This is a genomic window from Vibrio halioticoli NBRC 102217, assembly GCF_000496695.1.
Taxonomy (GTDB): Bacteria; Pseudomonadota; Gammaproteobacteria; order Enterobacterales; family Vibrionaceae; genus Vibrio; species Vibrio halioticoli.
Genome location: NZ_BAUJ01000037.1, coordinates 1 through 25,067, shown reverse-complemented (window position 1 = coordinate 25,067; position 25,067 = coordinate 1). Strand labels below are relative to the sequence as shown.

Below are 25,067 nucleotides of genomic sequence, written 5' to 3'. Positions count from 1 at the left end.
AATTAGCTAATCACTCCCGTCGATGAAAAACTAGACATGCAAGATATCATTGCAATGTTGGAAAGTAATGAACTTAGAGGGTATTACCAAAACGTATTGTCAAAGCGAAAAATGTGCACATTCAAGAAGGAGTGACCAAGTACACTAGCTTTAAATTTCGATGTAAGTTGAGTAGCTAGTCGGTATGTGTATATATTTCAAGCGAACTGTTACGTTAATTGCCATTCGTTTACATTTTTTGGTCTGATGTGTTGCAACAGTTTTAGGCTCTAAGAATGTTAGATAAATATGATGCCGACATTAAGTTTTGTTTTTATTGCCTTTTTTCGGATTAGATAAAATAAGCAAACAAAAAGATAATCGTTTATGTTTTTATTTCATTCATATGTGGTTACATATTTGTTTGCTACTGTAGTCAGATAAGTGGCTTTCGTTAATTTATTTATTATTTGGTTTCGTTACTATTGCGAGGTCATTAACAACAACAATAAATGGATACGACATGAAACTTAAGTCTATAATTGCACTCGCTTTATTAGCCCCTTGTAGCGCCCTCGCTGATCACGATAACACCGTTATTAATGGCCTAGATTTTGGACCATTAGCTCAGTTTGTCGGTACTTGGAAATCAGTGGAAAGTGGTGGTGTTGATATTTCCCCTGCACAAGAAGGAACAACTCAAGGTAAAGGGGCTCCTGCAATTACCCCTTTCTATGAAGTAATGACTTTTGAAGTCGCGGCTGATGCGAAAAATGCTAGTGAGCAATATCTAGTAGCACTTTACTACAAGCAAGAAGTTTTCCGTAAATTAGATGATACAAAATTCCACGATCAGCGTGGATACCTAATTTACGATAAAGACAACCAGATGGTTTACAACTCTTACTGTGTGCCTAGAACCACTTGTGTAACAGCTGAAGGCCCTGCGGGCAACGAGATGACTCTAAAAGTAGCCGCTCGTGGTATTGCTGAGTCTAACTACATGACGGCAAATGCATCAACGACTGATTTTACGATGAATATTAAAATCGACGGCGATACTTTAACTTACTCACAAACAACTGCACTCGATATTTACGGCAACGCTTTTGCACATACCGATTCTTCTGTCTTAGAACGAGTAAAAAAATAATTACAGCTAGTGAGTTTTAGGAAAGGGTCTTAGAAAACAGCCCTACAACAAGACCTAAATTGCTTAAAATTTCCGCTAATAAAAAACCCCAAAATTTCTTTTGGGGTTTTTCTTATCACTTAATGTGAGGTTTTCTCAATATAAATTCTATTTGATATTAATGTTGCGATCTCGCTGGTCGTACATATCTGGAGTGGTGTGCACACCGCCTGCATAACCTGCTTTTTCAAGAGTTTCTCGTACCTCTTTGACATCTTCTTCTGAAACGACAATGTCTCTCGCCCCTAAATGGTAGCGAACAAAGGTGATCAGCTCTGCCAGTTTTTGATCAGAGAGCACATCTTCAAAACTCACCATTGGCATAAAGTTTTTATCTTCTACCAAATAGGTTGGCTCTAGTCCACGCACGGTGACCGCTATGGTATTAAATGGGTCGCTGTGCATGATAATGCCGTTATTGAGCAGTGCCGGTGCAATTGGATCGCGCCCTTTACCATCAGCGCCATGACAGGCTCCACAAGTTTGCTGATAGATAGGGTAGATGTCTGAATTGTAGGCGCTTTCATCAAAACCTTTCGGTTGCAGAGGTTTTGCATCTGCGCTAACAAAGTTGTTGGTATCACCTTTAATGAGGTAATAAGCCATCGCTTCAACATCGTCTCGGGTCATCAAGCTCAAACTGTTTTTCACCACATCGGCCATACCCGCAAAAGCAGTTCCTTTATCGGAGTGTCCAGTGTGTAAGAAGTCAGTAAGTACTTGCGTATCCCAGCCATCGATATACAGCTCATTGGCAGTGATATCCGGCGCATTCCAACCATCAATGATATTACCTTGGAAGATACGATCGCTGATGATAGCTTGCGCAAGGTTTCGAGGTGAATGACATTCAGAGCAGTGCCCTAAACCTGCTACCCAATATTTGCCTTGTTGCCATTTTTCAACATCATCAACGCTGTCTTTGATTTCTGCAGGCACTTCATATTGAAGTGGTGCGGTATCCATAAAGACAATATTCCAACTCAATAATCCAAGTCGAATGTTGGATGGGAACATCATGCTATTGTCGTCGTTGCGTCTTGCTACCGCAGTGATCGACTGTAGGTATTCCCACATATCTTGCATGTCTTGTTCTTTAACATATTGATATGAGGTGTAAGGCATCGCCGGATATAAATAGCCATGACGACCTTTACCGTCAACCAATGCTGCCTTAAAGTCGTCATAGCTGTATTTACCAATACCTTCACTTGCGTGAGGGGTAATATTGGTCGAATAAACGGTGCCAAATGGCGTTACAAATGGCAGTCCGCCCGCAAAAGGTTCACCGCCTTCAGCGCTGTGACAAGCAACACAATCTCCAGCATGAGCTAAGTATTCACCACGCTTGATTGCCTCACTATCTAGGCTAGCAATGTGCGCATCGGCATCGATTCGAGATTTAGTCAGCATGGCGCCAATGGCTAAAATTTCATTGCGAGTCAATTGCTTATCAAAGGCAGGCATCACATTGTTCAGACCAAATTTAATTGTATGTTGGATCTCTTCGATGCTACCACCATGTAGCCAGATATCATCAGATAGTACCGGTACACCAATATCAAGATTTCCCACAGAACCATCGCCGTGACAAGCCGAACAATATTGTTTAAATAGCTGTTTCCCAAGTTCGACTTTTACTGGTGGAACATCGGTATGACGTTGGTTCAACGATGCTAAGAAGTATGAAAGTTTTGATATTTCATCTTCGTTGAGTACTTCGTTGTAGCCCGCCATCGCGCCATTACGACCTTTTTCGATGGAGTGAAGAATGGCTTCATCGCTACCACCATAGAGCCAATCATTGTCAATTAGATTAGGAAAGTGCTTTTGACCTTGGGCGTTGTCTCTATGACAGGCAGCACAATGAGTTTGAAACAGTATTCGCCCCGAGTCTGTAATGTCACTGTTTTGCGCAAGGCTAGCCAGTGAAGTATCGCTTACCGAGGCAATTTGTTGATCAAGGGTAGTGGTTGGTGAACTAAATTTATCATCGCTTTGCTTCCAACCCATTAGCCCTTCCCAGTTACCAAGACCGGGATAAAGCACTAAAAACCCTACTGATAAACAAAAAGCCACAAAGTAACTAATAAATAAAAGCTTAGGCGGAGGGGCGTCATTTTCATCGATACCATCAAAGGTACCCAACGCCTTATTGGCATCAGCGTCATGGTTTTTTCGCCAATATTTGAAGATGATACTGACCATTAACAGCAAAAAAACAAGCGTGCAGATAACAGCCCATAGATTCCAGAAACTACTCATTATTGGATCTCCTCTGCTGTATCAACCCCTAAACTTTGTAGATAATGAATAAGCGCTTCGCCTTTAGTTTTACCGCGAACTTGCAGACGAGCATCGGCAATTTCGTTGTCGCTATACGGCACCCCAAGGGTACGCAGCGTGCGCATTTTATCGGTAATATCATCACCGGAAAGCTTTTGCTCAAACAGCCACGGATAGGACGGCATAATTGAGGTTGGGATAACGTCTCTTGGATTCACTAAATGCAAAACATGCCATTGGTCAGAATATTTTCGACCTAGGTTAGTCAAATCAGGGCCAGTACGTTTTGAGCCCCAAAGGTTTGGAAACTCATAGATGTCATCCGGTTCTTGGTTGGCGCGGCCATTACGTTTTACCTCAGGCTCTATAGGGCGCACCATCTGCGTGTGACAAACGTGACACCCTTCACTGATGTAGATATCACGTCCTGCTACTTGAATCGCGGTCAGAGGTTTGGCTTGGCTATTTGCCGCCAACTCTGGGCCCCTGACTATGTTTGGCACAATCAGAACCAAGATAGAAAACGAGGCTACCACTATGGTGGCAATGATCAGAATAAAAACTGACTGTGTGAAATCCTTACTCATTATGATGCCTCCCTTTTAAGTACAAACTTTGGTGTAGTGACGGTCTTATACAGGTTGAATACCATCAGGAATAAGCCAAGTACAAACAAGGCACCACCAAAGAAGCGCAGGAATAGCCATGGCGCTTTGAAATCCATCGCCTCTACAAAGCTATAAATCAGTTCGCCGTTTTCATTTTGAGCAAGCCACATGTAGCCCTCACCAATGCCTGCCACCCACAGTGCAATGGCATAAATTGCCACCCCTGCATGGGCTAACCAAAAGTGCCATTTGATCAGTCGAGTAGACCAGAGCTTGTCTTTATCCCACAGTTTCGGGATGAAGTAGTAGAACACCGCGATGCCGGACATGCCCACCCAACCTAAAGCGCCGGAGTGTACGTGGCCGATAATCCATTCGGTGTTATGTGCCATCATGTTAAACCAACGAATTGCCAGTAATGGGCCTTCAAAGGTCGCCAAACAGTAGTAAAGGATGGCGGAGAAGAAAAACATCATGATGTAGTCGTTTTTCAGTTTTTGCTTATTTTGCAATAGGGTCATGGCACTGTTAAATGCGCCACCCCAAGATGGCAGCCACAAAATTAATGACATCACTATGCCAATGTTTTGCACCCAAATAGGCACAGAAGAGTAAATAAGATGGTGCGTGCCTGCCCAAGTGTAAAAACCGACTAATCCCCAAAAGTGAATAACAGAAAGGCGATAGGAATAAATTGGTCGCTCAGAGACTTTAGGTATGAAGTAGTAGTTCATACCGATAACGCCAGCGGTCAGCAAAAAGCCTACTGCATTGTGTCCCCACCACCATTGCACTATGGCATCTTGCGCGCCGGCAAACACCGAATATGACTTGGTGAGTGAGGCAGGTAGTGCAAGGTTATTTATGACGAAGATTAGCGCAATCACAATGATAAATGCGGCAAAAAACCAGTTTGCAACAAAGATGTGATTGACCTTTCTTTTGGCTATAGTGCCAAAGAAAAGGATGGCGTACAGCACCCAAACTAATACGATAAGAAGGTCGATTGGCCATTCAAGCTCGGCATACTCTTTTGAAGTGGTGTAGCCCAGAGGTAGCGATAATACGGCCAGTAGCAGAACTAACTGCCAACCCCAAAATACCATCCATGCTAGGCTTTTATTAAATAGCCCGCATTGCCCAGTGCGCTGCGCAATATACAGCGAAGCACCCATCAAAATATTGACCACAAATCCATAAATTACCCCAGAGGTATGCAAGGGGCGCAGTCGACCAAATTGAAAATATTCAGAATCAAAATTAAGTACCGGCCAATACAGTTGCGCGGCAAGTACCACCCCAACAATCATACCTATGATTGACCATGTGACGGACGCCACTACAAAATATTTGACGACCTTGGTGCTGTACACCGTGGTTTCGTTTTCCATCAGTTAATCCTTTACTGCTGAGGTTCTTGACCGACCTTTGAGAAGAAGTACGAAATGTCTTCAATGTCTTGATCAGACAGCGAGTCAGCTTGTTGCTGCATTAAAATGGCTAGGCCACTGGTTCGCTCTCTGGCTTTATAATCTTTAAGGGAGGAGATGAGATACCCAAGTTTTTGACCACGAAGGTTAGGGTAGGGATCTAAGGTTGAAATGCCGTCTTCACCATGGCAAGCCATACATACTTTTGCCTTGGCTTTACCTACTTCAAATTGGGCATCTGCTGCTGTGCCATCATCTTGTGCAAAAACACTGGCACTAAACCCTAAAATTGCTAATACAAACAGTCTCATCGGTATAAATCCTTTTCCGAGCCTCCATACTGCGTGTTGGAGGAAATGTAACGTTACGCAAAAGTATAGTTAAGTATTCTGATAAGGCATTGCTTTGCTTGAATATATTAAGCAATTAGATGATTATTACATAGGATAAAAATGAGATTGATTATCAATAGTGTTTAATGCTAATCATTCTTACTTTTTATATAAGCAAAATAACGCCAAAATCTGTCAGGTTATACGGGTGTTAATTGAGCCTTTTTTAGGCTCGATGTATGAATGATTTCGTTGGCTTCAATTAACGTTAATGGTTGATTAAAGGCCTGTTTAATCTCTTCTATTTCATTGTTATTAAAGCTCTTTTGTACGCAAAGAAGTTGTGTCGGCCTCTCTTCATTTAAAGTGATCCAACGCGCTCCCTCTTGGCTAGATTCATTGCTGATGTGTCGCAGATTTTGAGTTTGCAAATGTGGTTTTAATAGAGAAGCTAATTGGCTCACTGAGCTGTGAGATTCGATGCGATATAAATAACCGTTTGCTACTTTTTGTTTTACCCAATAATCCACGCCGCTCAATGAAATGGTTTTATTAGAGATAAAAATGGCGCAACTGCGACTTATAAATGGCGCAATAGTGACCGGGGAATGTTTAAATTCGGGTTGTCCAGAAATAGCATCTGTGGTGTTGGCTATCAGGGTGCAAGGTTTGCTATTTTTAGCGGTAGTGTCATTCCAATGAATTGGCATAAATAATTGCTGGGTAGAAACGTCAGTAGTGACACAAGCGCGCACTAAGCTCTTACCTTGTGCATTGGCAACCCAAGCCAGTTGCCCATCTTGAATGGCAAATTTGACTGCGGTATCTGGGTGAATTTGTACATAAGGTTCGCTGGCATGTTCGGCAAGTTTTGCTGATAGACCGGTACGGCTCATGGTGTGCCAGTGATCGCGCGCGCGCCCGCTGTTTAATATTAAAGGCGTTTGCTTGTCTGTTGTAGCGATAGGGGATTTAAAAGTAACGGGGATAAATCGCGCTTTTTCATCTTTGGTATAAAAACGCCCATCACTAAATAGCCTTTGATTAACGATTTGTTGTTGCTGAGCACTAACGGGCCACTGCTGCGGGGTTAAGTGGCTATAACCTTGATCGTTTAAGCAAGTTAAGCCAATCAGATTCAAATCTCGCTGACCTTTGTCATTACCCACACACGTTAATTGGCTATATTCTCGAAAAATCTCGCCTTCGTGTTGGTAGTCAAAGGCATGCTGATAACCCATTTTTGTTGCCACTTGACTGATGATCCACCAATCTGGTTTGGCTTGTCCCGGGCTTGGAAGAATGCGTCTCTGCCTAGAGATGCGACGCTCCGAGTTAGTGACCGTGCCTGATTTTTCACTCCAACCTTGCGCAGGCAATACAATATCAGCCAAACGTGTGGTTTCAGTATCTGCAATACAGTCGGACACCACCACTAGCGGACATCGGCTCAGCGCGGATTTAATTTTGGCCGAATTTGGCAAGCTAACCATAGGGTTAGTCGCCATGATCCAAACCGCTTTTATTTTGCCAGAATCAATGGCGTCAAACAGTTCAATGGCCTTTAAACCCGGTTTTGTCGCTAGATTATTTGTATCCCAAAAATCACTGACTAAGCGGATATGCTCAGGGTTATCAAATTCCATGTGCGCGGTGAGTGTGTTGGCAAGCGCGCCGACTTCTCGACCACCCATCGCGTTTGGCTGACCAGTCACAGAAAAGGGACCACTGCCTGCTTTACCAATTTTGCCAGTCGCAAGATGACAATTAAGAATGGCATTTACTTTATCTGAACCACTACTGGATTGGTTCACCCCTTGTGAGTAGATAGTCACCACGCGCTCGGTATTGGCGAAGTTCTGGTAAAAGTCTTCCAACTGTTGCGAGCTTAATTGAGTGATTTGTTCAATATCAGATTGAGCATGCGCCTTGCTTACTGCGCTCTCAAAACCAGAGGTATGCGAGGAAATAAAGGCATCATCTAGAGCCTCGCTATTAGCAAGGTGGGACAACAGCCCATTAAAGAGCGCAACGTCTGAGCCTGATGCCAGAGCCAGATGAGTATTGGCAATATCACAGGTGTCGGTTCTTCTTGGGTCGATAACGACGATATTGAGCGCTGGATTGGACTGTTTTGCAGTGCGTAATCGCTGAAATAACACTGGATGACACCACGCAAGGTTTGAGCCTACTATCACCACCATTTCTGCTTTTTCAAGATCTTCGTAGCAGATCGGCACAGTATCGCTACCAAATGCTCGCTTGTGCCCCACGACAGAAGAGGCCATACACAGACGTGAGTTACTGTCGATGTTGGCGGTACCCATAAAACCTTTGATGAGCTTGTTAGCGACGTAATAATCTTCAGTCAACAGTTGTCCTGAGACATAAAACGCTACCGAATCTGCGCCGTGCTCTTGTATGGTGCGAGCAAAGCCTGCTGCGACTTTTGCGGTGGCTTCGTCCCAAGTGATTGCTCGATCACCTTGCTCTGTTTTTAAGGTAGGAGAGAGTAAGCGTCCGTCGTGAATGACCGTCTCTCCAAGGGCAATGCCTTTAGTGCAGAGCTTACCGTAATTGGACGGATGGGATTTATCGCCTCTTATTTCAAGCTCGCCAGACAGTTTAGGCCTTGCTTCTACTCCGCAGCCTACACCACAGTATGCACAGGTCGTTTTGATCCATCCTTCATCTTGCGAAGTCATAGCTAATCCTTAATTGGTATCTTTATCTCTATTGGTTAACAAGCAAAAATCAAACCAAGTTGCTAAAATTCAATAAGTATAAAAATAACGTTTTATTATCAAATGCTTGCAAATTCGCATACCCCTAAAGTGGTATCGTTTTTGAGTTGTAAATAATGAAGTTTGCTTTTATATGCACCAAGTTGAGTCTCATTGCACCGCAAAGGGTCATTTTTTGTTGTTCTTGATATTTGTTGATTAGTTTTATTTGTTTAGTTAACAAAATGCACATCTCATAACTGATTGTTTATTAATGGCTTATTAATTTATTTCTGACTGTTTATTTAATGTTGGTATCTAAATTGCAAGCTCCCTATCAGAAGCACTGACAAAATTAGTCGTTTTTAAATAAGCGATACGCGAAACAAGATGCGGTGAAGAGATTGAGGAGCAATATGATGCAAGGACAAGCAAATTTTATAGGGCGAGTAACCCTAGTTGGAGCCGGTCCTGGTGATCCAGAACTTCTCACAGTAAAAGCATACCGGGCGATCACCCAAGCTCAATTTATTATGTATGACAATCTGGTCAGCGAACAAATTAGAGCCTTGTTTCCTAAAAATGCAAAGACAGTTTTTGTCGGCAAAGCAAAGGGCAAACACAGTGCGACTCAGCCAGATATTAATGATTTGCTATTGGATGCAGCCTTAAAAGGTGAGCACGTTTGCCGAGTGAAAGGCGGTGACTCGTTTGTGTTTGGTCGTGGCGGTGAAGAGATGCTAATGCTTGCCAAGCAAGGTGTCGAAGTGGATGTTATTCCCGGTATTACTGCCGCGTCGGGCTGTACTAGCTATGCCAATATTCCTTTAACGCATCGTGGTTTGGCGCAAGGCTGTACTTTTATTACCGCGCATGCAGATAAGAAGTTAGATATTAATTGGGATGCTTTGGCCCAACTTAAGCAAACCTTGGTTTTTTATATGGGCCTAAGTAAAACCGATATGTTGATGGAAAAGCTGGTGTCGGGCGGGATGAGTAAAGAAACGCCGGTTGCTTTCATTGAAAACGGTTGTACCCCTAATCAGCGCGTACATATTGGCAAACTGGATCAGCTCACCGCACTTAAAACTCAACATCAAATTCAATCCCCAGCGCTTATTGTGGTGGGTGAAGTCGTGTCTATTGCAGAGCAGATGAATTGGCTTAGCCAGCTGACTCAGCACCAGTTACAGCAAACTAAACGCAAACAAGTGTTGCCATTGACGGCGTAACCCCACGCTCACGTGAGATAAATTTAGATTTCAAGGAATGAAAATTATGAACAAGCAAAGAGTAGTCGTTGTTGGTAACGGAATGGTTGGCCACAAATATATCGAAAACTTGTTACAGCAAAAAAATGATGATTTGGACATCATTACCTTTTCAGAAGAGCCTCGTCTTGCCTATGACCGCGTGCATCTTACCTCTTATTTTACCGGCAATGGCGCGCAAGAGTTGATGCTTGCCGATGAAGGATACTACAACGAAAACGGGGTTAAATTTGTCGTCAGTGACAAGGTGGTAAAGCTTGATACGCAGGCTAAGCAAGTCATCACTGAAAGTGGCCGAGTCGAGCCTTATGATACCTTAGTGCTGGCGACAGGCTCTTACCCATTTGTGCCACCGATTCCGGGTAACGACAGTGAACACTGTCATGTGTACCGCACTTTAGAAGATTTAGATGCTATTGAAGAGTCGAGCAAGTTAAGTCAAAGCGGCGTAGTTGTGGGTGGCGGTTTGCTGGGGCTTGAAGCGGCCAATGCTATTAAAGAGCTTGGACTACAAACACATGTTGTGGAATTTGCTCCAAGATTGATGGCAGTGCAGTTAGACGCTGGCGGCGGCGCACTGCTGCGCAGAAAAATCGAATCGTTAGGCGTTTCGGTACACACCGAAAAAGCCACCACTGAAATTGTGGCAGGAGAAAACGCCCGCTATCGCATGAATTTTGCCGATGGTTCGCATCTAGAAACCGACATGATTGTGTTTTCGGCAGGTATTCGTCCGCAAGATGAACTGGCAAGACAAGCCGATATTGAAATTGGCGAACGTGGTGGGATAGTGATTGACAACTACTGCCAAACCAGTGCCAAAGATGTGTATGCAGTAGGTGAATGCGCCCTATGGGATGGCAAGATCTTTGGTTTGGTCGCACCGGGTTATCAGATGGCGAAAGTGGCCGCTCAGCATTTATTACAAGACGAAAATGAGGCCGACAGCGCGGCATTTACTGGCGCGGATATGAGCACCAAGTTGAAATTACTGGGCGTAGATGTGGCCAGTATTGGTGAGGTGCACGACCAAACCGAAGGCGCTCAGTCGTACACCTTTAGTGATGAAATCGATCAAATATACAAGCGTTTGATTGTCTCTGAAGATGGCTCAAAGATCATTGGCGCTGTGCTGGTGGGCGATGCTGAGGCGTATGGCACGCTATTGCAGATGAAGCAAAATGATATGCCTTTGCCTGCCAATCCATCGGTATTGATTTTACCCAATGTTGCGGGCGAAGAGTCTGCGGGAATGGGCGTGGATGCCTTGCCTGATAGCGCGGTGATTTGTTCGTGTTTTGATGTCACCAAAGGCGATATTAAGCAAGCGGTGCAGGCGGGTTGTAACACTATGGCTTCGCTTAAAGAAACCACCAATGCCTCAACAGGTTGTGGCGGTTGTAGTGCACTGGCAAAACAAGTGCTTGATGCGGAATTGCTGAGCTTAGGCGTGGAAGTGAATAACGACCTTTGTGAGCACTTTGCCTATTCGCGTCAAGAGCTTAGCGACATTGTTCGAGTCAATCAGATCAAAACCTTTGAACAGCTTTTAGCCCAATATGGCAAAGGCCATGGTTGTGAAGTGTGTAAGCCAACCGTGGGTTCAATATTAGCCTCGTTTTGGAATGACTATATTTTGCAAAACGAGCATATGGAGCTGCAAGACACCAATGATATCTATCTAGGCAACATGCAAAAAGACGGTACCTATTCGGTGGTGCCACGCATTGCTGGAGGAGAGATCACCCCAGATCGCTTAATTGTGTTGGGACAAGTGGCAAAAGAGTTTGATCTGTACACCAAGATCACCGGTGGTCAACGTGTGGATCTGTTTGGTGCACAGCTCAACGATTTACCGATTATTTGGCAAAAACTGGTGGATGCCGGCTTTGAAACCGGACATGCCTACGGAAAATCTGTACGTACTGTGAAGTCTTGTGTGGGTAGCACTTGGTGTCGTTATGGCGTGGGCGACAGCGTGCGTTTAGCCATTGATGTAGAGAACCGCTACAAAGGCCTACGCTCTCCGCACAAAATCAAATTTGCGGTCTCAGGCTGCACCCGAGAATGTGCCGAAGCTCAGTCTAAAGATGTCGGCATCATAGCCACCGAAAACGGCTGGAACTTGTATGTGTGTGGTAATGGAGGCATGCGTCCGCGTCATGCTGACTTACTGGCGACTGATTTAGACGAAGCCACCCTGATTCAATATATCGACCGCATGTTGATGTTTTATATTCGCACCGCTGATCGCCTGCAACGTACTTCGGTATGGATGGAAAACCTTGACGGCGGTTTAGATTACGTAAGAGAAGTGGTTGTTGACGACAAACTAGGCCTTGCGGCAGAGCTTGAAAAAGAGATGGCAAACACTATCGACCAATACCAATGTGAGTGGAAAACCACTTTGCAGTCTCCAGAAAAACTGAAGCGATTTAGCCATTTTATCAATAGTGAGCAACGTGATGACACGCTGAGCTTTGTGTCGGAACGTGAACAACGATTCCCTAGTAGCACTGTTGATTCCTCATCTAATACCCAAAGTAGTGAACAAATTATCGATGTGGTTGAGGTGAACTAGTGGCTAAAACCGACAATATAAATTTATGCAAAATAGACGTCATTTTTATCAAGGAGAGAGAATATGAATAATTGGCAAACGATCTGCGATATACAAGATATCGCTCCCAATATCGGAGTCTGTGCTCTTGTTAATGGCAGACAGATAGCGGTATTTAACTATCAGCGTACCAACACGCTGTACGCTATTTCAAACTATGACCCAATTGGTAAAGCGCAAGTGCTTTCACGAGGCATCATAGGTTGTTTTGATGGTGAGCCATGCGTGGCGTCTCCTTTGTACAAACAGCACTTCAATTTGCAGACGGGGCAATGCATTGAAAAACCAGAATGCACGATAAAAACCTACCCGGTTCGTCTTATTGATGGAGCTATTCAAATTCAGGTTAGTGAAGCGGTGGCAGCGTAGTGCCTGTCACTGCAGCGGCTTTCATTGTAATGAACGGCGAGCAAGTCAATTTTTCACCCTTTAAGCAGGAAGCTGTCGCTTAAATTAAGCAACAAAAAAAGGATTTATATTATGGATAACAGTAAATTTTCTCTGTTTTCGTTTAGCGGAAAAATGAAAGTCTTACATTTAAGTTGGATGGCTTTTTTTATTACCTTTGTGGTTTGGTTTAACTTTGCACCTTTATTGCAAATGGTAAAAGAGACACTAGGGCTGAGTACCCAAGAGATCAAAACCTTATTGATTTTAAACGTAGCCCTTACCATACCAGCACGTGTGGTTATCGGTATGCTGACCGATAGGTTTGGCCCAAGATTGGTTTATTCAGCGCTACTGGCGGTGTGTTCCATCCCGTGTTTTATGTTTGCCTTTGCCGACTCCTTTATACAGGCTGCAATTGCCCGTTTCTTACTCGGCTTTATTGGTGCAGGCTTTGTGGTCGGTATTCGCCTAGTTTCAGAATGGTTCCCGCACAATGAGTTGGGTACCGCTGAAGGCATATATGGCGGCTGGGGTAACTTTGGTTCTGCTGCGGCAGCATTTACTCTACCGACTATCGCTATCTTATTTGGCGGTGATGAAGGTTGGCGCTACGCGGTAGCGATTACAGGCTTAATGAGCTTAGTGTTCTCGGTTATCTTTTATCGTTCAGTTTCCGATACACCAAAAGGCTCAACTTACTTTAAACCTAAGCATGTGACCGCGATGGAAGTGACTTCAAAAGGCGACTTCTTCTTCCTACTGATCATGAAAATTCCTATGTATGCGGTGTTAGGTTTATTGGCATGGAAACTGTCTCCTAGCGGCATCGGCATGCTGTCAGACTTTATCGTGAACTGTATCTATGCAGGCTTGGCGGCGCTTTATTTGTTGGAGGTGAGCCAAGTATGGAAAGTGAATAAAACCGTATTTGAAAAGCCTGTAGAAGAGATCCACCAATATAAATTCAAGCAAGTTGCAGTGCTGAACGTGCTGTATTTCGCAACCTTTGGTTCTGAGTTAGCCGTGGTTTCTATGCTACCGCTATTCTTTGCTGAAACCTTTGAACTGACTCCGGTACTTGCAGGTATGGTGGCATCGGCGTATGCCTTTATGAACTTAATGTCGCGTCCCGGTGGCGGTTGGATTTCCGATAAATTTGGTCGTAAACCAACACTATTAATCCTTACAGCAGGTCTTGCAGTTGGGTACTTCTTGATGGGGCAAGTGGGCAGTCACTGGCCAGTATGGCTTGCAGTAGCCGCGGCTATGCTATGTTCATTCTTTGTACAAGCGGGTGAAGGTGCGGTGTTTGCAACGGTTCCTCTAATTAAACGCAGAATGACAGGTCAGATTGCCGGTATGACAGGCGCGTACGGTAATGTGGGCGCGGTGACTTATTTAACCATTCTCTCTTTTGTTGATTATCAAACCTTCTTCTACGTGATTGCGGCAACGGCCGTATTGGGCTTTGTGACTTTGATTTTCATGGAGGAGCCGACCGGTAAAATTGCTGAGGTGAATAAGGACGGTAGTGTGACCTTAATCGACGTCTCTAACTAGCCAGGAATAGAGCTCAATCTTGGTGGATGGTAGCTATATTTAACAGCTGCTTTCACATCAAGGTTGGGCTCTATGTTGATAAGTGATTATTGATGAATATGCCAATCTCTACACTTAAATTACAACATGCGGGGGCGTCGCTAGTTGGCGCTCGTACGCAAAATCAGGATGCTATTTTATTAAAGATTCCTGATAGTGCTGACGGACTCACACACAAGGGAATCGTGGCCTGTATTGCCGACGGTGTGAGTTGCAGTGACCACAGTCAAAGAGCGAGTCATACCGCCGTGGTGCAGTTTGTGAATGATTACTTCGCCACCCCAAGTAGTTGGAGTATCAAGCATTCGGCAGGCAAAATCTTAACGGCTATTAATACGTGGCTGTATGAAGAAGGGAGCAAGCAAGCACTAACTCATAACGGGTTAGTGACAACTTTTAGTTGTGTGGTTATTAAATCCAATACCGCTCATCTTTTCCATGTAGGGGATACGCGTATCCATTTGTTCAGAGATGGGCAAATGCAACTTCTTACCAAAGATCATCAAAGAACCAACTTAGCCAATCAGGCATATTTGACCCGAGCTTTAGGCATGGATTCTAACCTTGATGTGGACTACCAGAAGGTGAGTTTACAAAAAGGAGACAGATTTATCCTTACCTCAGATGGGGTACATGACACTCTTGATATCACTCCCTTAGCCAGTTCGAGTCAATATACACCGCAAGAAATTTGCGACTTACTTTGTCATGACGCCTTTGAGCAAGGCAGTCAAGATAACTTGAGCGCACTGGTTTTTGATGTGAAAGATTTACCCGCTCATACTTTACCTGAACATCAATTATCTATGCTGGTGCGCTCTATTCCTCCCGTTTTAGAAGAGGGCAATAAACTGGAACAATTTCGAGTGCTTAAAGTGCTGTATTCAGGTTCGCGTAGTCATGTGTATTTGGTTGAAGATGAATTGACCAATAAGCGGCGAGTATTAAAAGCCCCCTCTGAGCATTATCGCGATGATCTTGATTATCTAAAAGCCTTTGCCAATGAGCAGTGGGTGGGGACTCAACTCAAGAATACGCGAGTGATGCGGGTTTATCCAAGCCCCAACGACAGTCGTTTTGTTTATCAAATATGTGAGTATATTCAGGGGATTACCTTGCGTCAGTGGATGTACGATAATCCGAAAGCAAGCTTACAAGAAACCCGCACTCTGTTAGATGAGATTATCAAAGCACTGCGAGTTTTTCAGCGTGCAGATATGGTGCACCGAGATCTTAAGCCAGAAAATATCATGATTACCCGCGCAGCCGAGGTGAAAATTATTGATTTTGGCGCGGTAAAAGTAAAAGGGCTAGAAGAAATTACGCCCGAATCCCGTGACTCTGTCCCGTTGGGTGCAGTCAATTACATTGCTCCTGAATATATCGATTCTGGTAAAGCGAGCATAGTGTCAGATTTGTTTTCAGTGGCGGTGATGGGGTTTGAAATGCTAACCGGCGAGTTGCCTTATAAACCCACCACCAGTCAAAATTTACAAGCGGCAAGGCATACCCAATGGGTCTACCGCTCTTTGTGTGACTATCGAGAAGATATCCCATCATGGGTTGATCTTGTGTTTCGTAAAGGAACCCATCATCTAGCGCATCGCCGTTATCCAGTATTAGGGGACTTTATTGCTGACTTGTATGTGCCCAATACAGAATTACAGAAAGAGCTACAGGGCAGTCCACTGATAAAACGAAATCCTGTATTGTTTTGGAAGGTGCTCGCGCTATTGGCAACGGCTATCGCAGCGGGAGAAATGTTGTGGTTAATTTCGCTATAGACAGCATTTTTCCTGCGCTACTTCTGATCACTTACTTAGTGTGATTAGTTGGCCAATACTGGTTTACAGTAAAAATGCAATGACCGCTAATTAAGCGGTCATTGAGTATGTGAATAGAGATTAAGTTTATAAGATTGAGGCTATTCGCCTGCAACTGAAATGATTTGGCTGAGGTGATAGTTCAATATATTGACATTATCTCCAGTCGTATCCACTTTGCTCATATCTTCTGTTAAACCTAAAGATCTAGTACCGTCCGTAAACTGTAATAATTTTATTGGGATTTGATTGCCCGCATTTTGGTACTGATCTTTTAAAGCCTTAATGACAGGATCGTCCATCTTCAAAGTTACCGTAGAGGTGATCTTTTTATCTGCTGCAATGATTACATCTGACAGCGCAGTATTGACTTTGGCTGTGCTTGCGTAGCTTTTGCTGTTTGTTTTCAGTACAAATGAATTAGCACCATATAACTTATCTTGTCCTACGATAACTGTTGATATTTCTCGTGTCTTTTTGATAGTAAGTGTTTGTGTACTTGGCAAATAGCTTACGTCTGTCTCAATAATGATGCCATCTGCTGTAGTACCACTGTTATAAAAAACATATTTAACAGAGTCTTGCTGGTTGCTATTTTGTTCTATTTTACAATTTGAACTTAACTCGATGCTATCATTTAAAGCGTTACAAAGGTCATAGATGTCATTTGGAGCAAATCCTGCGCCTTGGAATGCGGTAACAATTGTTTGATTGTCTGCTACCCATTTATCTTTCTTTTGTTGTTGTTGTGCTGCATATTGTTTTGCTGCTTCTTTCTGAGCTTTAGCCTCTGCCTCTGCTTGCGCTTTAGCCTGAGCCTGAGCTTTAGCCTGCGCCTGTACTTGTGCACTGCTTTGAACGACTTGAGCATCTTGGATAAGTAGAGCAGGCTGGCTTTCATTAGCATTATTTAAATCTGCAATGCCTTGTTGATTATTTTGCAACTCTGTTGTGTCTATTTGTGAGTTCAGTGCTTTATCGATAGCGTGGTCGTTAGAGCTTGAACCGCCACAGCCTGTCAGAAGTACAGGTGTTAAAGCTAATGCAAATAAAGTGTATTTCATGTTGTCTGCCTTTATAAAATTCTCAGCGCCGATAAAAGACGACCTTTCTTTGTAGAGAGAATAATCTTCACACAGAGAAAAAACATGAACACTTGTTCTGATGGTGTGCCACTTTTAGTGTGAAATTTGAGCGATAGTAAAAGGAAACGGTGGCAATATAATGCCGAGAGTATCAATTGAGGCCAGTACCCACCTATAAAGTGCGGTGCATAATGCAAAAATAAAAAGAAGAAAAAGTGGAATGGAGAGCGACCATTACGGGGTAGCTATTTGAGTGAGATCTTATATTTAATATTTCATAATTAGAAGAAACAAGGAGTACAAATAGATTACACTCCTTGTTCGCGGAGCAAATTATGGTTGCGTGGCTTTAGTCGCAAACATATTCAATGCCTTACTTATTTTACTAATGACCTCATCACAACCCATGATGTTGTGTCGTGCTTTTAGGTAGTTTGGGTCGTTGTAAGTTAACCAAACCAAGCCGTGTTGGTCTTCTGAAATAAGCGCTTTTTGTGGTAGGTCGATAGCCGCACTTTGTTGGCAAACCATTAGCGGAGAACCTACTTTGGGATTGCCAAATAACACCAGTTCAGTAGGACGTAGCGTTATGCCGACGCTTCCCGCCGCTTCAGAGTGTTTAATTCGTGCAAAGGTAGTCATGCCTTTTTCTTTGAGAGCATCAACCAATCTATCTGCAGTAGTAGTAACGTCGTAATGACTTTTCATTGAGATAAGTCCATTATCTGTTGCTGCTGGGTTACTTGCGTGTGTGGTAAAGCTGATTAAAAGCGTTGCAAATAGGCTAAGTATTACTTTTTTCGTCATCATCGGCTTATCCATTAATTAGGGTAATTAGTTCAATAATTTAGCTAGCGTACGATAGTCATTATTGAGTAGATGATCGGCTAAGTAAAGAAAGTGTTATATTTATTGCTAACAATGTAAACGGTTGGGCTGAGTTCGTGATTTACTCACAAATGCGTCTTGTAACTAAATGAAGTTGATTGAATGGAAGGTCTTGGTGTTGTTAAAAAATTCAAGTCAAAACGAAAACCAAAAAGTGATTACGTGGCTATCTCAGGTTGGCGATATTATCGCGCCCGTATTGGTGATGCTGTTTGTTTTATTATCAACAAATGCGCAGGCGGCAACAGGCTTTCTAAAAAGCAAAGACACCCAAGCCTTTACTCAGGTGTGTTATTACGACGTGTTGGGAGATACACACAGCTTAAATATAAAATCAACGGACTTGTGCCCGCTGACTTATGAGTTTGATACACTGCCAAAGCTGAGTAAACCTGCACCAAGCGCTAAGAAAACAGGCTTCTTCAAACATGATGAAACGTCTGGATTTAGCCGATTGTGTTCATATGATGTGTTAGGTGATACCTACGTTCTAACCATTGGTAGCACAGAAATCTGCCCATTAACCTATCAATTCTAATAAGTGCAAGAGGTAGTGGTTATTCATTAATCGTCACTTTTTCAATAACAACAGGCTCAATAGGAAGATCGTCCATACCAAATAGTGAGTGTGTTTTCAGTTTTGCAATGGCATTGACCACATCCATTCCCGCAGTGACTTCGCCAATGACCGTATAACCCCAACCTTGGTTTGTTGTGGCGGTGTAATCGAGAAAGTTATTGTCATCAAGGTTAATGAAAAACTGCGAGGTGGCAGAATGTGGTGCATCGGTGCGAGCCATCGCTACGGTACCTAGCTTATTTTTCAATCCTCGGTTTGCTTCATTCACGATAGGAGCGTGGGTTTCTTTTTCGAGTAACTTTTCGCTGTATCCGCCACCTTGAATCATAAAACCATCGATCACGCGGTGGAAAATCGTGCCTTCAAAGAAGCCTTCTTCGCAATACTTTAAAAAGTTTTTAGCACTCACGGGCGCTTTGTCTTTGTTGAGAACGATACTGATATCACCTAGGTTGGTCGAAAGTACGATCATCTGTTTATCCTATAAAATTAATTTAGGGTTAAGTATACATTCTTGGTGTGGGTTCAAGAGGTTAAATTATTCAGTTGTTAGAGACTGAGACGACAGCTTCGCTTTGCGGTAACATGGAGCACTTATCGCAGACAATAATTGGCTGACTTAGTGAGTCAAAACTTGTTTGTGGTGATGGCGGTAACTTAATAGCAAATGGCAGTGTGTATGAGCTTTAATGACATTCAACAAAAACTACAATCTTTCACTTCTTTAGAGCAAGTGTTTGAGTATTTTGAAGTGGACTTTGAACGCCAATGCATCGAAGAGTATCGCTTGCCGCTGCTAAAAAGATTTAATGGTTATTTGCTGTTGGAAAAGCCCGATGATTGGTTTGCAGCGCGCAGGGTGTTAAGAAATGCGTATTGTAAAATTCAACGGGGAAGGTTAGACCCAGCTACGCGCTCAGCGTGCCGTGGTTGCACCTCTTGTTTGCGCCGATAAGGTGAGACATTTCTCTCTATGCACATCTATTATTAACATTTCTTTGACAACTCACAGTGGTGTTGCTTAACTGGTACGACAAGTTCATTTTCGGTGACCGTTATGCTTTCTACATTACAAAAAGCCAATCTATACCTTGCTTACTTTGGTTTTTTTAAAGTGCCTTTATTGTGGTTGAGTCGACCTAAAATAATCACCATGAATGAAGAAATGGTAGAGATAAAAATTCCGCTACGAAGGCGCACTAAAAACCATTTAAATAGCATGTATCTTGGGGCATTAGTGGTTGGCGCTGATGTGGCTGGTGGATTTTTAGCAGCAGTGAAAGCCAAGGATCAGGGGCGAAAGATATCATTAGCCTTTAAAGGGCTTAACGCTGAGTTTTTCATGCGTCCGGAAAGTGATGTGCATTTTGTTTGCCATGATGGACAGCTTATTGACCAAATGCTCGCAGAAACTATTGCCACCGGTAAGCGGGTCAACAAAGACATGCGTGTTATTGCCCTCTGCCCAACCCTACATGGCGATAAGCCTATGGCACAGTTTGATATTATGCTTTCTCTCAAAGCGAAATGATGCACCAGAAAAATTGTGTTCTTTGATTCATTAAAAATGTTGAGCTGAATCATCTTTTTAAATTACTCCCTCCTGCCTTTGCATTGGATCTTATATTGCGTGATACGAATTATTACGAGAAGTATATGGATCATGTTACATAAGTAAGATACTGTTTCCTTTGATTTTTATTTGCACTATTTATTCAATAAGGAAGTTGTTTATGCAAGGCTTAGTAGATTTCTTGAATGGGGTTATTTGGAGTCCCTTTCTTATCTACCTCTGTTTAGGAGTGGGATTATTCTATTCCATCCTAACTCGATTTGTTCAAATTCGTCATTTCTTTGAAATGTGGCGTTTATTGCTGTCTGGAAAAAGTTCTGAGAAAGGTATTTCGTCATTTCAGGCATTAGCCGTCTCTTTATCTGGCCGTGTGGGTACAGGTAATATCGCAGGAGTTGCCGCCGCCATTGGTTTTGGTGGGCCTGGAGCGGTTTTCTGGATGTGGGTTGTGGCATTTTTTGGCGCGGCGACGGCTTATGCAGAATCGACATTAGCTCAAATATATAAAGAAGAAGACGAAGGTCAGTTTCGCGGCGGTCCAGCTTATTATATAGAGAAGGCAATGGGTCAGAAATGGTACGCATGGATCTTTGCTATCGCCACTATTTTTGCTTGTGGGGTGCTATTACCAGGAGTCCAGTCCAACAGCATCGGTAATGCGGTTGAAACGGCATTTGGCTCCGGTCCTATGATTGAAACTGCCATCGGAACATTTAGCTTTGCGAAGGTTGTTACTGGTACTTTCATATCAATAATACTTGGCTTTATCATTTTTGGTGGGGTTAAGCGCATTGCCAACTTTACCCAAATTGTGGTGCCTTTTATGGCTTTGGCATATGTATTAACCGCATTTGTTATCATTTTGCTGCACATTACAGAGGTGCCTCGCATCTTTGCCATGATCATCGGCGATGCGTTTACACCTATGGCTGGCTTTGGTGCTGCAATCGGTTGGGGCGTTAAGCGTGGCGTATATTCTAATGAAGCAGGTCAGGGCACAGGCCCACATGCGGCGGCAGCGGCCAACGTTGATCATCCGGCGCAACAAGGTTTAGTGCAATCCTTCTCTATCTATATCGATACTTTGTTGGTGTGTTCTGCTACCGCATTTATGATCTTAATTACTGGGATGTACAATGTCCAAGGTGCAGGCGAAGGTGTATTTATTGTGCAAAACATTGCGGCAAATATTGGCGCTAACAGTCCTGCATTTACTCAATTAGCTATTGATAACACACTTCCCGGCATCGGTAAGCCTTTCATTGCTGTCGCACTGTTCTTCTTTGCTTTTACCACTATCTTGGCTTATTACTACATAGCGGAGACCAATATTGCTTATATCCGTCGTACTTTTAAAATTAACGGCTTAAAATTCTTACTCAAATTAGTCATTATTACTTCGGTTTTTTATGGCACGGTTCGAGCAGCCAATTTAGCATGGGCGATGGGTGACGTTGGGGTAGGCTTGATGGCTTGGCTCAATATTATTGGTATTTTGATTATCTTCTTTATGTCTAAACCTGCTCTAAAAGCGTTGAAAGATTATGAAGAGCAAAAAAAACGTGGCGTATCCGTCTATACATTTGATCCAGTAAAGCTTGGCATTAAAGGTGCGACTTATTGGGAGAAACTGTTAGACAAGTCATCAAAAAAATAAACAGCTGAATAACTATGAATTAGGGCTTAGATAGGTGATATCTAGGCCCTTTATTGTATTTGGACATGCAGTTGTCATATGCCTTTTATACTATTATTAATGTGTTTGGCACTTATATTCCATGACTTGCATACGTAGAGTGATGTTGAAAATTTTATAAGCAAATAGTTACTCGTCTTGTAATTTAATTATGAAATAAAATTACAAAGAAAATGTAAAGTGTGATCCTGATCACTTATTTTGTTATTTGCGTGGTAATTAATGACCAAAAATGTGAAAGTGCCCACGGTATAAGTTTATTTGTATTACTATAATTCTTTTGAATTTTTTGTCTTTGTGATTTGGAGTGCTATTTTGTCTTGGCCGATTGTTTTTGATTTGATGAGTGTGCTATTGCTAGTAGTTTTAGCTGTCGCGGCTAGAAAATCGATGCAGTCTTTAAAAGATGGTATTGCATCTGCACAAAGAAAAGACGTTTCTGACAAACACATCCGTAAGAACTTTGCCAAGCTAAGCTTAAATAGAGCCATTCTTGTACTAACGATAGCCACTATTGTTATTAAATCAGCTTTGATTCTTGGACAAATATTAGACTTTGATTCAATCGATAAACACGGCTTACTTGATGAGGATGTTGTTCAATACATCGTTGTTGAGTAGACACTTGTTGGCGTTCCCCTTTCTTTATAGTGAAATCCTAGTGCTGAGTGACAACAGTAACTTGAGTCGAGCCTATTAAGTAGATAAAATCAACTTAATGACAGCAGTTGATTGATGTAATTTAAAGGGCTAAGCATGGACAAGAACACAGTTTCAGAAGCGATTTTTAATATCGTTCACTCATACCGAAATGCCATTCGTGCTGAGCTTCAAACCCAACATTCTTCCTTAAATGGAATGCACGCTCGTTGCCTCTCTTTCATTGAGCGAAATACACAATGCACTGCCAATGATATTGTGCAGCACTTTTCTCGTGATAAAGCGCAAGTGGCTCGTTTAGTCAAAGAAATGATCAACAACGGTTGGTTAATCAAATCCCCAAACCCAGAAGACAAACGCAGTCAACTGCTCTCTTTGACTGAACAAGGCATCGCCTTGAGTCAACAAATATCCAATGCCCAACAAAAAATCCAAGATAAGATGCAGCAAGATCTGAGCGAACAAGAGCTCGAGACCTTTGTAAGTGTCATGGAAAAGCTCGCCAATAACCTGACTAGATGACTCTAAATCTGTGTAAAATCTCACTTTTTTGTTTATAGCGTATATAGTTATTGTTATGTGAATAATAATTTTCTATCTTTTGGACTTCTTAATGGAACTGAGATGTTTTTCCAAAGCCGCTGTCATCATTGGCACCTCTTTCGCCCCTTTTTATTCATCCGCTACATCATTTGAACTGCCGATCTGGAAGTCTGAAGCAGAAGAGCGTGGATATATTCTGCCCAAAGCATTTGGCATAAGTGTTGGATACATGCGAGTTGAGCAAGGCATTAGTGTCGACTCTATTTCGTTTGACGGTTTAAAAACCCCTGAGATAACCATTCCGCCAATCATTCCGGGTAGACCTCCCACTGTGATACCAGAGCAGCCTATTCCGGCTGAGCTTATTGGCATAGAGACATCCCCGGGTTTCCAACGCAGTGATGTGTTTACCGTGCGAGCAGATATGTGGCTATTCCCCTTTTTAAACTTCTACGCCATCGCCGGAAAAATCAGCGGTTATTCGGAAACCAATATCAGTGTCGATATTGGCGGAATCGATTTTGAGCCAGTACAAGATGAAAGGTTCCTGTTAGACCTAGATGGCAATATGTACGGTGGCGGCTTAGTGCTAGCGGGTGGTTATAAAGAATGGTTTACCATCATTGATGCCAGTTACACTAAGACCAATTTAACCGTTATCGAAGGCGGAATAGACTCGATTGTCATAACCCCAAGGCTTGGCTATGACTTTACTAATCATGGCGTGCCGATACGAGTATGGGGCGGCGCGCAATATCAAAATATCCAACAAACTCTAAAAGGTAAAATTAGCGACCTTGAACTGCCCTCTGCTCTAGAAGGTTTATTAGGTTTTGTTAATGGCGATGATGAAGGTCGCTTCATTGTAGAGCAAAGCCTAGCCAACGAATGGAACGCGGTTGTTGGTTTTAATTATGTGATTAACCCTACCTTTAATATCATCGGTGAATTCGGCTTTGGCGATCGTCAAAGTGCCTTGATTTCGTTGGATACACGGTTTTGATTATGTCATTGAGGGAGGTTGAATAAGAAAAATAGAGTCTAGATTCAGATAGATACAAGAAAGCAGTTATAATTATCGCATTTGAAAGTTTTTCCAATGTATCTGTGGTACTGCTCATTATTCAGTGGGACGTTAGTTTCCTTATCAACACTTTTTAATAGATCATGTCCAATTTACTGTACAACTATGTAAGTGAATACTATACTTGTCCCATTAAATGTACATGTGGAGATTCTGATGAGAATAGTATCTTTTACTGAGGCTAGAAATGGCCTTAAAGCGGTTTTGGACGGTGTCGTTAATGATGCAGATACAACCGTTATTACACGCCGTGATTCTGAAGATGCTGTGGTTATGTCTTTAGATTACTACAATAGCCTTATGGAGACAGTTCACTTACTACGCTCCCCTCAAAATGCTGAACACCTAAACCGTTCGATAGAACAGTATCGTGCAGGCAAAACAATCACACGCGAGTTAATTGATGAGTAGCAGTCAACGTTTACTGTCGTGGACGGATGATGCTTGGAATGACTACTTGTATTGGCAAACCCAAGACAAAAAAACACTCAAGCGCATCAACAAAGTCATTAACGATGTTAAGCGTTCTCCTTTCGAGGGTATTGGTAAACCTGAACCATTAAAAGAAAATTTATCTGGTTTTTGGTCTCGTCGTATTGACGACACTAATCGACTTGTTTACGCAGTCGATGATCAAGTAATAACGATAATTTCGTGTCGTTATCATTACTAAAATTAGGTTCAGCAAAATTCATAAATGTATGA

Annotated in this window: 23 protein-coding genes; 15 read left to right on the top strand and 8 right to left on the bottom strand. The window is 42.7% G+C overall.

Annotation, left to right across the window (positions count from 1 at the left end; translation table 11 throughout):
- Positions 1 to 502: 502 nt before the first annotated feature.
- A complete protein-coding gene (locus VHA01S_RS11675; protein ID WP_023404584.1) occupies positions 503 to 1,132 on the top strand; it encodes a heme-binding beta-barrel domain-containing protein in 630 nt (209 codons plus the stop codon).
- Positions 1,133 to 1,279: 147 nt separating this feature from the next.
- On the opposite strand, the gene VHA01S_RS11670 is transcribed toward VHA01S_RS11675, so the two are convergent.
- The 5 genes from VHA01S_RS11670 to VHA01S_RS11650 form a co-directional block, all read right to left on the bottom strand.
- A complete protein-coding gene (locus tag VHA01S_RS11670; RefSeq protein ID WP_023404583.1) occupies positions 1,280 to 3,436 on the bottom strand; it encodes a c-type cytochrome in 2,157 nt (718 codons plus the stop codon).
- A complete protein-coding gene (locus VHA01S_RS11665; RefSeq protein WP_174375522.1) occupies positions 3,436 to 4,047 on the bottom strand; it encodes a cbb3-type cytochrome c oxidase subunit II in 612 nt (203 codons plus the stop codon). The genes VHA01S_RS11670 and VHA01S_RS11665 overlap by 1 nt, the downstream gene beginning before the upstream one ends.
- A complete protein-coding gene (gene ccoN, locus VHA01S_RS11660; protein WP_023404581.1) occupies positions 4,044 to 5,456 on the bottom strand; it encodes a cytochrome-c oxidase, cbb3-type subunit I in 1,413 nt (470 codons plus the stop codon). Before ccoN ends, VHA01S_RS11665 begins: the two co-directional genes overlap by 4 nt.
- A gap of 11 nt (positions 5,457 to 5,467) precedes the next feature.
- On the bottom strand, positions 5,468 to 5,806 hold the full coding sequence (locus VHA01S_RS11655; RefSeq protein WP_023404580.1) for a c-type cytochrome: 339 nt from the start codon (positions 5,804 to 5,806) through the stop codon (positions 5,468 to 5,470).
- Positions 5,807 to 6,027: 221 nt separating this feature from the next.
- On the bottom strand, positions 6,028 to 8,532 hold the full coding sequence (locus VHA01S_RS11650; protein WP_023404579.1) for a molybdopterin oxidoreductase family protein: 2,505 nt from the start codon (positions 8,530 to 8,532) through the stop codon (positions 6,028 to 6,030).
- A gap of 437 nt (positions 8,533 to 8,969) precedes the next feature.
- On the opposite strand from VHA01S_RS11650, the gene cobA reads away from it, so the two are divergent.
- From cobA to VHA01S_RS11625, 5 genes are all read left to right on the top strand, one after another.
- Positions 8,970 to 9,782, top strand: coding sequence for a uroporphyrinogen-III C-methyltransferase (gene cobA, locus VHA01S_RS11645; RefSeq protein WP_023404578.1), 813 nt, complete (start codon positions 8,970 to 8,972; stop codon positions 9,780 to 9,782).
- A gap of 46 nt (positions 9,783 to 9,828) precedes the next feature.
- The gene (gene nirB, locus VHA01S_RS11640; RefSeq protein WP_023404577.1) at positions 9,829 to 12,402 is read left to right on the top strand and encodes a nitrite reductase large subunit NirB; all 2,574 of its coding nucleotides are present in this window, start codon (positions 9,829 to 9,831) and stop codon (positions 12,400 to 12,402) included.
- A 63-nt stretch (positions 12,403 to 12,465) separates the two neighbouring features.
- A complete protein-coding gene (nirD, locus tag VHA01S_RS11635; RefSeq protein ID WP_023404576.1) occupies positions 12,466 to 12,810 on the top strand; it encodes a nitrite reductase small subunit NirD in 345 nt (114 codons plus the stop codon).
- 111 nt (positions 12,811 to 12,921) lie between these two features.
- A complete protein-coding gene (locus VHA01S_RS11630) occupies positions 12,922 to 14,391 on the top strand; it encodes a NarK family nitrate/nitrite MFS transporter (RefSeq protein ID WP_023404575.1) in 1,470 nt (489 codons plus the stop codon).
- A 92-nt stretch (positions 14,392 to 14,483) separates the two neighbouring features.
- The gene (locus tag VHA01S_RS11625) at positions 14,484 to 16,214 is read left to right on the top strand and encodes a bifunctional protein-serine/threonine kinase/phosphatase (protein ID WP_023404574.1); all 1,731 of its coding nucleotides are present in this window, start codon (positions 14,484 to 14,486) and stop codon (positions 16,212 to 16,214) included.
- 140 nt (positions 16,215 to 16,354) lie between these two features.
- On the opposite strand, the gene VHA01S_RS11620 is transcribed toward VHA01S_RS11625, so the two are convergent.
- A complete protein-coding gene (locus tag VHA01S_RS11620) occupies positions 16,355 to 17,317 on the bottom strand; it encodes a hypothetical protein (RefSeq protein WP_023404573.1) in 963 nt (320 codons plus the stop codon).
- Positions 17,318 to 17,671: 354 nt separating this feature from the next.
- On the bottom strand, positions 17,672 to 18,145 hold the full coding sequence (locus tag VHA01S_RS11615) for a DUF302 domain-containing protein (protein ID WP_039970792.1): 474 nt from the start codon (positions 18,143 to 18,145) through the stop codon (positions 17,672 to 17,674).
- Positions 18,146 to 18,341: 196 nt separating this feature from the next.
- On the opposite strand from VHA01S_RS11615, the gene VHA01S_RS11610 reads away from it, so the two are divergent.
- Positions 18,342 to 18,764 carry a hypothetical protein gene (locus VHA01S_RS11610; protein WP_023404571.1) on the top strand — a complete coding sequence of 141 codons (423 nt, stop codon included), beginning with the start codon at positions 18,342 to 18,344 and terminating at the stop codon, positions 18,762 to 18,764.
- A 19-nt stretch (positions 18,765 to 18,783) separates the two neighbouring features.
- Here the strand turns inward: VHA01S_RS11610 and VHA01S_RS11605 are convergent, their stop codons facing one another.
- A complete protein-coding gene (locus tag VHA01S_RS11605; RefSeq protein WP_023404570.1) occupies positions 18,784 to 19,278 on the bottom strand; it encodes a peptidylprolyl isomerase in 495 nt (164 codons plus the stop codon).
- A gap of 207 nt (positions 19,279 to 19,485) precedes the next feature.
- Here VHA01S_RS11605 and VHA01S_RS11600 point away from each other — a divergent pair, with 207 nt between their 5' ends.
- From VHA01S_RS11600 to VHA01S_RS11565, 8 genes are all read left to right on the top strand, one after another.
- Positions 19,486 to 19,761, top strand: a complete 276-nt coding sequence (locus VHA01S_RS11600) for a nitrogenase-stabilizing/protective protein NifW (RefSeq protein WP_039970782.1) — start codon at positions 19,486 to 19,488, stop codon at positions 19,759 to 19,761.
- 102 nt (positions 19,762 to 19,863) lie between these two features.
- The gene (locus VHA01S_RS11595; protein ID WP_023404569.1) at positions 19,864 to 20,337 is read left to right on the top strand and encodes a DUF4442 domain-containing protein; all 474 of its coding nucleotides are present in this window, start codon (positions 19,864 to 19,866) and stop codon (positions 20,335 to 20,337) included.
- Positions 20,338 to 20,539: 202 nt separating this feature from the next.
- Positions 20,540 to 22,036, top strand: a complete 1,497-nt coding sequence (locus tag VHA01S_RS11590; RefSeq protein ID WP_023404568.1) for an alanine/glycine:cation symporter family protein — start codon at positions 20,540 to 20,542, stop codon at positions 22,034 to 22,036.
- A 354-nt stretch (positions 22,037 to 22,390) separates the two neighbouring features.
- Entirely contained in the window at positions 22,391 to 22,696 is a 306-nt protein-coding gene (locus VHA01S_RS11585) for a hypothetical protein (RefSeq protein WP_023404567.1), read from the top strand.
- 135 nt (positions 22,697 to 22,831) lie between these two features.
- Positions 22,832 to 23,257, top strand: a complete 426-nt coding sequence (locus VHA01S_RS11580) for a MarR family winged helix-turn-helix transcriptional regulator (RefSeq protein ID WP_023404566.1) — start codon at positions 22,832 to 22,834, stop codon at positions 23,255 to 23,257.
- Positions 23,258 to 23,348: 91 nt separating this feature from the next.
- Positions 23,349 to 24,281, top strand: coding sequence for a hypothetical protein (locus tag VHA01S_RS11575; protein WP_023404565.1), 933 nt, complete (start codon positions 23,349 to 23,351; stop codon positions 24,279 to 24,281).
- 237 nt (positions 24,282 to 24,518) lie between these two features.
- Positions 24,519 to 24,773 carry a type II toxin-antitoxin system Phd/YefM family antitoxin gene (locus VHA01S_RS11570; protein ID WP_023404564.1) on the top strand — a complete coding sequence of 85 codons (255 nt, stop codon included), beginning with the start codon at positions 24,519 to 24,521 and terminating at the stop codon, positions 24,771 to 24,773.
- The gene (locus VHA01S_RS11565; RefSeq protein ID WP_023404563.1) at positions 24,766 to 25,035 is read left to right on the top strand and encodes a Txe/YoeB family addiction module toxin; all 270 of its coding nucleotides are present in this window, start codon (positions 24,766 to 24,768) and stop codon (positions 25,033 to 25,035) included. Before VHA01S_RS11570 ends, VHA01S_RS11565 begins: the two co-directional genes overlap by 8 nt.
- The last annotated feature ends 32 nt before the right edge of the window (positions 25,036 to 25,067 follow it).

Coding starts and splice junctions, on each gene's coding strand:
- VHA01S_RS11675 (WP_023404584.1), top strand. CDS start 503: ATGAAACTTAAGTCTATAATTGCACTCGCTTTATTAGCCCCTTGTAGC.
- VHA01S_RS11670 (WP_023404583.1), bottom strand. CDS start 3,436: ATGAGTAGTTTCTGGAATCTATGGGCTGTTATCTGCACGCTTGTTTTT.
- ccoN (WP_023404581.1), bottom strand. CDS start 5,456: ATGGAAAACGAAACCACGGTGTACAGCACCAAGGTCGTCAAATATTTT.
- VHA01S_RS11655 (WP_023404580.1), bottom strand. CDS start 5,806: ATGAGACTGTTTGTATTAGCAATTTTAGGGTTTAGTGCCAGTGTTTTT.
- VHA01S_RS11650 (WP_023404579.1), bottom strand. CDS start 8,532: ATGACTTCGCAAGATGAAGGATGGATCAAAACGACCTGTGCATACTGT.
- cobA (WP_023404578.1), top strand. CDS start 8,970: ATGCAAGGACAAGCAAATTTTATAGGGCGAGTAACCCTAGTTGGAGCC.
- nirB (WP_023404577.1), top strand. CDS start 9,829: ATGAACAAGCAAAGAGTAGTCGTTGTTGGTAACGGAATGGTTGGCCAC.
- nirD (WP_023404576.1), top strand. CDS start 12,466: ATGAATAATTGGCAAACGATCTGCGATATACAAGATATCGCTCCCAAT.
- VHA01S_RS11630 (WP_023404575.1), top strand. CDS start 12,922: ATGGATAACAGTAAATTTTCTCTGTTTTCGTTTAGCGGAAAAATGAAA.
- VHA01S_RS11625 (WP_023404574.1), top strand. CDS start 14,484: ATGAATATGCCAATCTCTACACTTAAATTACAACATGCGGGGGCGTCG.
- VHA01S_RS11620 (WP_023404573.1), bottom strand. CDS start 17,317: ATGAAATACACTTTATTTGCATTAGCTTTAACACCTGTACTTCTGACA.
- VHA01S_RS11615 (WP_039970792.1), bottom strand. CDS start 18,145: ATGACGAAAAAAGTAATACTTAGCCTATTTGCAACGCTTTTAATCAGC.
- VHA01S_RS11605 (WP_023404570.1), bottom strand. CDS start 19,278: ATGATCGTACTTTCGACCAACCTAGGTGATATCAGTATCGTTCTCAAC.
- VHA01S_RS11600 (WP_039970782.1), top strand. CDS start 19,486: ATGAGCTTTAATGACATTCAACAAAAACTACAATCTTTCACTTCTTTA.
- VHA01S_RS11595 (WP_023404569.1), top strand. CDS start 19,864: ATGCTTTCTACATTACAAAAAGCCAATCTATACCTTGCTTACTTTGGT.
- VHA01S_RS11590 (WP_023404568.1), top strand. CDS start 20,540: ATGCAAGGCTTAGTAGATTTCTTGAATGGGGTTATTTGGAGTCCCTTT.
- VHA01S_RS11580 (WP_023404566.1), top strand. CDS start 22,832: ATGGACAAGAACACAGTTTCAGAAGCGATTTTTAATATCGTTCACTCA.
- VHA01S_RS11575 (WP_023404565.1), top strand. CDS start 23,349: ATGGAACTGAGATGTTTTTCCAAAGCCGCTGTCATCATTGGCACCTCT.
- VHA01S_RS11570 (WP_023404564.1), top strand. CDS start 24,519: ATGAGAATAGTATCTTTTACTGAGGCTAGAAATGGCCTTAAAGCGGTT.
- VHA01S_RS11565 (WP_023404563.1), top strand. CDS start 24,766: ATGAGTAGCAGTCAACGTTTACTGTCGTGGACGGATGATGCTTGGAAT.